We start from the raw sequence: 6,481 nt of genomic DNA, 5'->3' as shown, positions 1-6,481 counted from the left end.
AGGACGTGCGTCTGGTCGCGCCGCCGGTGTCCAAACGCGAGGGCTGCGACCTGGCGCTGGAGTTCAACGCGGTGGAGCAGTTGTCGATCCGGCGCGAGCTCGAGCGAACGCGGGTCGAATTCATCGGCATCGAGCTGATCCAGGACAATGCGCCGCAGCCCCTGCAATTGGTTCAGCACGAACGCTTCGGCGACTGCGTGATGGTCAGGGCGGCGAACATGAAGCTGACCTTTGACAGCGTCAGCGGGCGGATCGTAAACATCTCCGGCGGCGGCTGCCCGGACGTGCCGTACCTCTACGCGATGCTCGTTGGCCAAGATCTGCACACGGCGCAGCCGCCCCGAGAGCTGGGGCACACGCTGTGTGCGCTGATGCTCGACCGCGCTTTCCAGCACGCGCGCGAGCTGGCCGGGGAGGCCTGAGATGTTGCTGGTCTGCGGAACGATCCCTCACGAGCGCTCCGAGCCGATCTTGGGCCCTGCGGTGCTGGACAACGGAACGCTGGTGGTGGGCGACCTGCGAATTCCCTGCGGACAGGGGACCGCGGCGATGATCAGTGCGGCCTGCGCTGTAACTCAGCATTTGGGAATCGACCCGCCCCACGCGCTGTTGGCGGGCGATATCGGCCAGGGCAAGGGCAGCCGCGCGCTCTACCGTTACCTCTCGCAACACATACGGCACATCGCGCCGCAAGTGCTCTGCCTGCACTACATGCTGCCGATCGTCACGCTGATCAAGCAGCTCGAGGCGCAAATCGAGCGCTGCAAGCAGCGTCCGCTGCTGCTGGCCGACGCCGGGGCGATGTACGCGGCCAAGGCTGCGGGGCTGGCGCGCCGTTTCGACGTGTTTACGCCCGACCGTGCGGAGTTGGCGTTTCTGGCCGACCCGCGGGCCGACCATCCGGCCTACATTGCCGAGCATCTGATCTACGATTGTGCGGCTGATCCGGCCAAGCAGATCGCCCGGGCCTACAAAGAGGGGAACGCCCCGCAACTGACCCTGATTAAGGGGGCCGAGGATCTGGTGGCTCGCGCCGGGGTGATCCAGGCGCGTATCGACTCGCCCAACGTCCCGCAGATGGAGGCGGTCGGCGGCACCGGCGATACGATCACCGGCCTGCTGGCGGCGCTGCTGTACGCCGGGCTCGAGCCGCACGAGGCGGCGATCATCGCGGCCAAAGCCAACCGCGCGGCAGGCAGCCACGCTGCAATGCAGGTCGACTCCAGCATCGTCAAGCTGATCCAAAGCCTGCCTGAAGTACTCAACGAAAACCTCTGCGCCTGGTCGGGCGTATGCACCGTTTAATGTGGAGAATGAAATGATCGAAATCGATGCCAGGGGGCTATCGTGCCCGATCCCGGTTGTTAGAACGCGCCAGGCGATGAAGGACGATCCCAAGTCCGAGCTGAGCGTGCTGGTCGACGAGATGACCCAAGTTGAAAACATCACGCGCCTGGGCCGCAGCAACGGCTACCAAGTCCAGGTGCAGCAGGCGGACGACGCGTACAAGCTAATCCTTAAACCAATATGATTGGTGGGGACAAAGGTCGAGATATCGATCTTTGTGTGTAGGCTCGCCATGTGGCGGCTCGAAGCCGCCCCCGCGAGCGTTTACCAAATAATGTTATCCAACATTATTCGCTGAACTGCAGCTTGTACTTGGAGATCAGGCGGTGGAAGCTCTGGCGCGGCATGTCGGCCAGCTTCGAGGCCTTGGTCACGTTGCCGTTGGCCAGGCTCAGGTAGTGACGCAGCATGCGCACCTCGAACTCGGAGATCGTGCGTTCCTTTAGTTCGGCGAACGAGGACTGCGCGATCTGCGCCTGCGGTTTCTGCGCCAGGTGCGGCGGCATGTCCTGCATGGTGATCAGGTCGCCCTGGCACAGGGCGATGGCGCGCTCGATGAAGTTCTGCAGCTCGCGCACGTTGCCCGGCCAGTCGTAGGAGTTGAGCAGGGCTATCGCATCGTTGCCGATCCCCTGGACGTTCTTCTTCTCGATCTGGTTGTACTTGTCGATGAAGTACTGGGTCAGGTAGAAGATGTCGCCCTCGCGATCGCGCAACGGCGGCAGATTGACCGTCACCACGTTGAGCCGATAGTAGAGGTCCATGCGGAACGTCTTTTTCTCCATCAGCTCGGTCAGGTTCTGGTTGGTGGCGGTGATGATCCGCACGTTGACCTTGCGCGTGATGTTGCCGCCGATGCGCCGGACCTCGCCCTCTTGTAAGAAGCGCAGCAGCTCGACCTGAATCGGCAGCGGGATGTCGCCGACCTCGTCCAGGAACAGCGTGCCGCCGTCAGCCTCCTCGAGCAGGCCCTTCTTGTCGGCGATCGCGCCGGTGAAGCTGCCCTTGACGTGGCCGAACAGCTCGCTCTCGAGCAGGCTCTCGGGCAGGGCCGAGCAGTTGACCACGACGAACGGCTTTTCCGTGCGGTTGGAATGGGCGTGGATCGCGTGGGCCACCAGTTCCTTGCCCGTGCCCGACTCGCCGAGGATCAGCACCGGGGTGTTGGTCGCAGCGACCTTGCCGATCAGCTTGTAGATTTCCTTCATCTGCGGCGAGCGGCCGATGATGTCCTCCACCGAGTACGGCTCGGCGGGCTGCTGACGGAAAAAGCGGTTTTCCTGGATCAGGTGCACGCGCTCCAGCGCCTTGGAGACCACGTTGCGCATGTGCTCGACGTCAAAGGGCTTGGTGATGTAGTCGAAGGCGCCTTCCTTCATCGCCTCAATGGCGTTGGTCACCGTGGTGAACGAGCCGATGACGATTACCGGCAGGTTCGGGTGCACCTCCTTGACCCGCTTGAGCAGCGACAGCCCGTCGAGCTTGGGCATGTTCGAGTCGGTGATTACCAGGTCAAAGCGCTCCGATTCGACTTGCGTGACGGCTTCGAGGGGATTGCTCTGGGTCTCGACCACGTACCCCTGCTTGGAGAGCAGCTCCTGGAGGAACTTGCTCCACTTGGTCTCGTCGTCGATTACAAGAATGCGGTCGGACATTGCGCAGATAATGCCTCAGGTCTTACGCGCGATCAACGCGCTTACGCTTTATCTTACAGGATGCGCTGTTGATTTCCCGTGGTGTCGGACACTCCGCCAGCCCTCTTCCCCTGCGAGCGTATTGGATATTGTCCAATAAACAATATGTTCACCTTTTTATCGACAAGGCGAAGTAGGGTATTTTAATTCGGATTGTACTCAACGGGCGGGAGGTGAGTCGGATGTCGAATCAGGGCAAGCGGTTGATCGTGATCGGTGGAGTGGCCGGCGGCACCAGTGCGGCCAGCCGCGCGCGGCGGATTGATCCACAAATGGAGATCACGCTGTTCGAACGCGATCGCTACGTGTCGTACGGCGCGTGCGACGAGCCGTACTTCATCAGCGGCGAGGTGCCGACCTGGGAGCGTCTGCTGGTGCGCTCGCCCGAGGAGTTCGAGGGCCGTCAAAACATCCGTATTCGTCTGCGGCACGAGGCGTCGGCCGTCGATCCGCAGGCGCGCAGCGTGACCGTGCGCGACCTGGAGACCGGCGCGGAGCAGACGCACCAGTACGACCGGCTGATCCTGGCCACGGGCGCGCGGCCGCGGACCCTCGATGCTCCGGGCGCGGACGCGGCCAATGTCTTCAGCCTCAAGTTTCTCGACCAAGCACGGGCTATCGACGATTTCATCCGGCAGCGCACCCCCAAGCGTGTGGCGATCGTCGGCGCGGGATTCATCGCCCTGGAGATGGCCGAGGCGCTGAGCGCGCGCGGCCTCGAAGTGACGATCCTGCATCGCAGCAGCAAGCCCGGCGGACGCGCCGAGCAGCCGATCGCGGAGCTGATCATCCAGACGCTGCAGGCCAACGGCGTGCGCTACGTGCCCGACTGCAAGGTGCAGCAAATGTTGCTCGACGATCAGGGATTGGTATGCGCCGTGCAAACCGACTGCGGCGAGTTCGAGACCCAGATGGTGCTTACCGCCCTGGGCGTGGAGCCGGCTGTGGAATTGGCGTGTGCGGCGGGCTGCGAGATCGGACCCAGCGGCGCCATTGCCGTGGACGAGCGGCAGCAGACCTCGGTGGATGGGATCTACGCTGCGGGCGACTGCTGCCAGTCGCTGCAGCGAATCAGCAACGAGCCGGTGTACGCGCCTTTGGGCGATGTGGCCAACAAGCAGGGTTGGACCGCGGGCGAAAACGCGGCGGGCGGCGATGCGCGTTTCGCCGGTGTGCTGCAATCGATGCACTTCAAATGTTTCGACCTGCAGGTCGGATACACCGGGCTGACCCTGCGCGAGGCGCAGCAGCAGTTCGACGCCTGCACCCAGTTGGTCAAGCATCGCTCGCGGGCCCACGCCCAGCCCAAGGGAGTTCCGATCAACGTGATGTTGATCGCCGACCGCGGGTCGCGGCGGCTACTCGGCGCTCAGATGGCCGGCACCGAGGGCGTGGCGCACCGCATCAATTCTTTGGCCGTGGCGCTGTATGCCGGAATGACCGTGGATCAGCTCAACGAGGTCGACTTCGCCTATGCGCCGCCGTTCTCAGCAGTGATCGATCCGATCCTGATGGCGGCGAGAGTGATGCAGAAGAAGCTCTAAGGCGCCTACTCTTTTTCTTTGTGCTTGGGTACCGGCAGGTCGATGGTGAACGTGGTGCCCATCTGCGGCTGGCTGCGCACGCTGATCTGGCCGTTGTGCTCGCGGATGATCTTGCGCGCGTTGAACAGCCCAATACCCGTGCCTTCCTCGGCCTTGGTGGTGTAGAAGGCCTCGAAAACCTGGGGCAACTGGTCGAGGTCCATTCCCGGTCCGTTATCGGTGATCTCGACGAACATGTGGCGGTCGCGCGTGGCGCGGGCGTCAATGCGCACGCGTCCGTTGGCGTCGGGTACGGCGTCCACCGCGTTGTCGATCAGGGCGAACAGCGCGGAGCGTATCGCATCCTCGTCCACCAAGACCCAGGGCAGGTTTTCCGAGATCGTGCTTTCGATGATGCAGCCCTTGGTCAGGGCCTTGGAGCTGAGCATTTCGCATACTTGGTCGATCGGCGGCTTGATCGATTGGCGATGGCGCCGCAACGGACGTTGCTCGGTTGCGTGCAGCATGGTCTGGACCAGCGCCCGCAGGCGCTGGTGGTTGGCCTGCAGCCGTTCCCAGGCCGTGCGGATCGCGGGGATGTCCTTGGACTCGATGCCGCTCTCGATGCCGAACGATGCGCCGTCGATCCCCTGGAACACGTCGCGCAGATAATCGGTCAGCGAGTTCAGGGCGCGGCCGATGGCCGCCAGGCGTTGGTTTTCGATCCGCACCTGCATTGTCAGTTGGTTGTGAATCGCCAGCCCGGCCTCGTTGCCGATGATCGTCATCAGCTGCAGGTCGTCCGAGCGGCCGAACAGATCGCGGCCCTGGGTGAGGATCTTGATTGCGCCGAGGATTCCGTTGGGACCGCGCAGCGGCACGGCCATCAGGCTGCAGATGTCGCGATCTTCGAACTCGAGCTGTGCGCATTGGCCCGTGCGGTCGTGCACGTTGCGGCAAGAGAACGATGTGCCCTGGCCGACCACGTGCTCGATCACCTCGTTCTTGATCGGCATCTCACAATCGCGGCCCTGGCGATCGGTGCAGATAAGCTGATCGACCGATGTCGGATTCTGGCTGAGCATGATGCAGCACAGTTCGGCCGGCGTCAGCCGGAACACCACCTCGAGCAGTCCGACGGCCAACTCGCGCAACGAGCGCGACTGGGCGCGCAGGCTGCTGATCTCGTATGCGATTTTAAGGTATCCCTCGTGATCCGGGTTGATCCTGCGCCGCTCTTCGGGGGAGGAGACCGCGCCGAGCAGACTGCGCGCCTCGGCGTCGTTAAGGGAGAACCCGGTGGAGAAGCTGTCCCACAGCCCCTCGGGCAGCTTGTCTTGTGCCAAGTGGAAGGTCACTCGGCTTTTTCCCATGTTGAGCTCGTCGCCGTCGTTGAGGGCCGATTGCTTGACCGGCCGACCGTTGACGAACAGCGAGATCGAGTCGGAGAGGCTGCGCACTCGCCACTTGCCCTCGATCATTTCGATCTGGGCCAGGCGATCGGTCTCGCCTTGCAGCACGACCTCGCAATCCAATCCGCAGCCGAGCACGGCGGAATCGCCAATTGTCTTGGAGCGCTGGCCCCTGCCGCGTTCCTCGATTATCAGGGTCGGCATCTAAGTTTTTCTCCCGGATGTGATGCAGTCCATTTTTAACGCCCAGCCCCGGCAAGTCAAATCACGCTGCCAATCCTCGGACAATGGCCGGAGCCGCCGATATTTCAGGGGCTCATCATCTCTGAAGCTAAAAACATTGCTATTGACAAGGGGGGGTAAGTAATAATAGGTTTTAAACAAAAACGACATGGGGCAATACGCTCTATAAAGAGAGAGTAGGAGGATTATATGAAGAGGGTACTGTTTCTTTCAATCCTGTGCGTAGCGGTGATGGCCGCCGGCACAGCCTGGGCCGACGCGT

6 protein-coding genes are annotated in these 6,481 nt (G+C 62.6%); 4 read left to right on the top strand and 2 right to left on the bottom strand.

Annotation, left to right across the window (positions count from 1 at the left end; translation table 11 throughout):
- From P9M14_09725 to P9M14_09715, 3 genes are all read left to right on the top strand, one after another.
- Positions 1-422: hypothetical protein (locus P9M14_09725; GenBank protein MDP8256017.1), on the top strand; the 422-nt coding region annotated here is incomplete at its 5' end.
- Position 423: 1 nt separating this feature from the next.
- Positions 424-1,305, top strand: a complete 882-nt coding sequence (locus tag P9M14_09720; protein ID MDP8256016.1) for an NAD(P)H-hydrate dehydratase — start codon at positions 424-426, stop codon at positions 1,303-1,305.
- A gap of 13 nt (positions 1,306-1,318) precedes the next feature.
- Positions 1,319-1,531 (top strand): sulfurtransferase TusA family protein, encoded by a 213-nt coding sequence (locus P9M14_09715; GenBank protein ID MDP8256015.1) that lies wholly within the window; start codon positions 1,319-1,321, stop codon positions 1,529-1,531.
- A gap of 103 nt (positions 1,532-1,634) precedes the next feature.
- Here the strand turns inward: P9M14_09715 and P9M14_09710 are convergent, their stop codons facing one another.
- Positions 1,635-3,002 (bottom strand): sigma-54 dependent transcriptional regulator, encoded by a 1,368-nt coding sequence (locus P9M14_09710; protein MDP8256014.1) that lies wholly within the window; start codon positions 3,000-3,002, stop codon positions 1,635-1,637.
- A gap of 221 nt (positions 3,003-3,223) precedes the next feature.
- Between P9M14_09710 and P9M14_09705 the strand changes: the two genes are divergently transcribed.
- Positions 3,224-4,585: an FAD-dependent oxidoreductase gene (locus tag P9M14_09705; protein MDP8256013.1), complete on the top strand. Its 1,362-nt coding sequence runs from the start codon at positions 3,224-3,226 to the stop codon at positions 4,583-4,585.
- A gap of 5 nt (positions 4,586-4,590) precedes the next feature.
- Here P9M14_09705 and P9M14_09700 read toward each other — a convergent pair whose 3' ends face one another.
- Positions 4,591-6,180 (bottom strand): ATP-binding protein, encoded by a 1,590-nt coding sequence (locus P9M14_09700; protein MDP8256012.1) that lies wholly within the window; start codon positions 6,178-6,180, stop codon positions 4,591-4,593.
- Between the last annotated feature and the right edge of the window lie 301 nt (positions 6,181-6,481).

Origin of the sequence: Candidatus Alcyoniella australis (genome assembly GCA_030765605.1) — a bacterium.
Lineage (GTDB): Bacteria > Lernaellota > Lernaellaia > JAVCCG01 > Alcyoniellaceae > Alcyoniella > Alcyoniella australis.
The sequence above is the reverse complement of the archived record's forward strand: the minus strand, read 5'-3'. Positions and strand labels throughout refer to the sequence as shown.

Excerpts from the sequence above, each read along its gene's own strand:
- P9M14_09700 (MDP8256012.1), bottom strand. The coding sequence starts at position 6,180 with ATGCCGACCCTGATAATCGAGGAACGCGGCAGGGGCCAGCGCTCCAAG.
- P9M14_09715 (MDP8256015.1), top strand. The coding sequence starts at position 1,319 with ATGATCGAAATCGATGCCAGGGGGCTATCGTGCCCGATCCCGGTTGTT.
- P9M14_09710 (MDP8256014.1), bottom strand. The coding sequence starts at position 3,002 with ATGTCCGACCGCATTCTTGTAATCGACGACGAGACCAAGTGGAGCAAG.
- P9M14_09705 (MDP8256013.1), top strand. The coding sequence starts at position 3,224 with ATGTCGAATCAGGGCAAGCGGTTGATCGTGATCGGTGGAGTGGCCGGC.
- P9M14_09720 (MDP8256016.1), top strand. The coding sequence starts at position 424 with ATGTTGCTGGTCTGCGGAACGATCCCTCACGAGCGCTCCGAGCCGATC.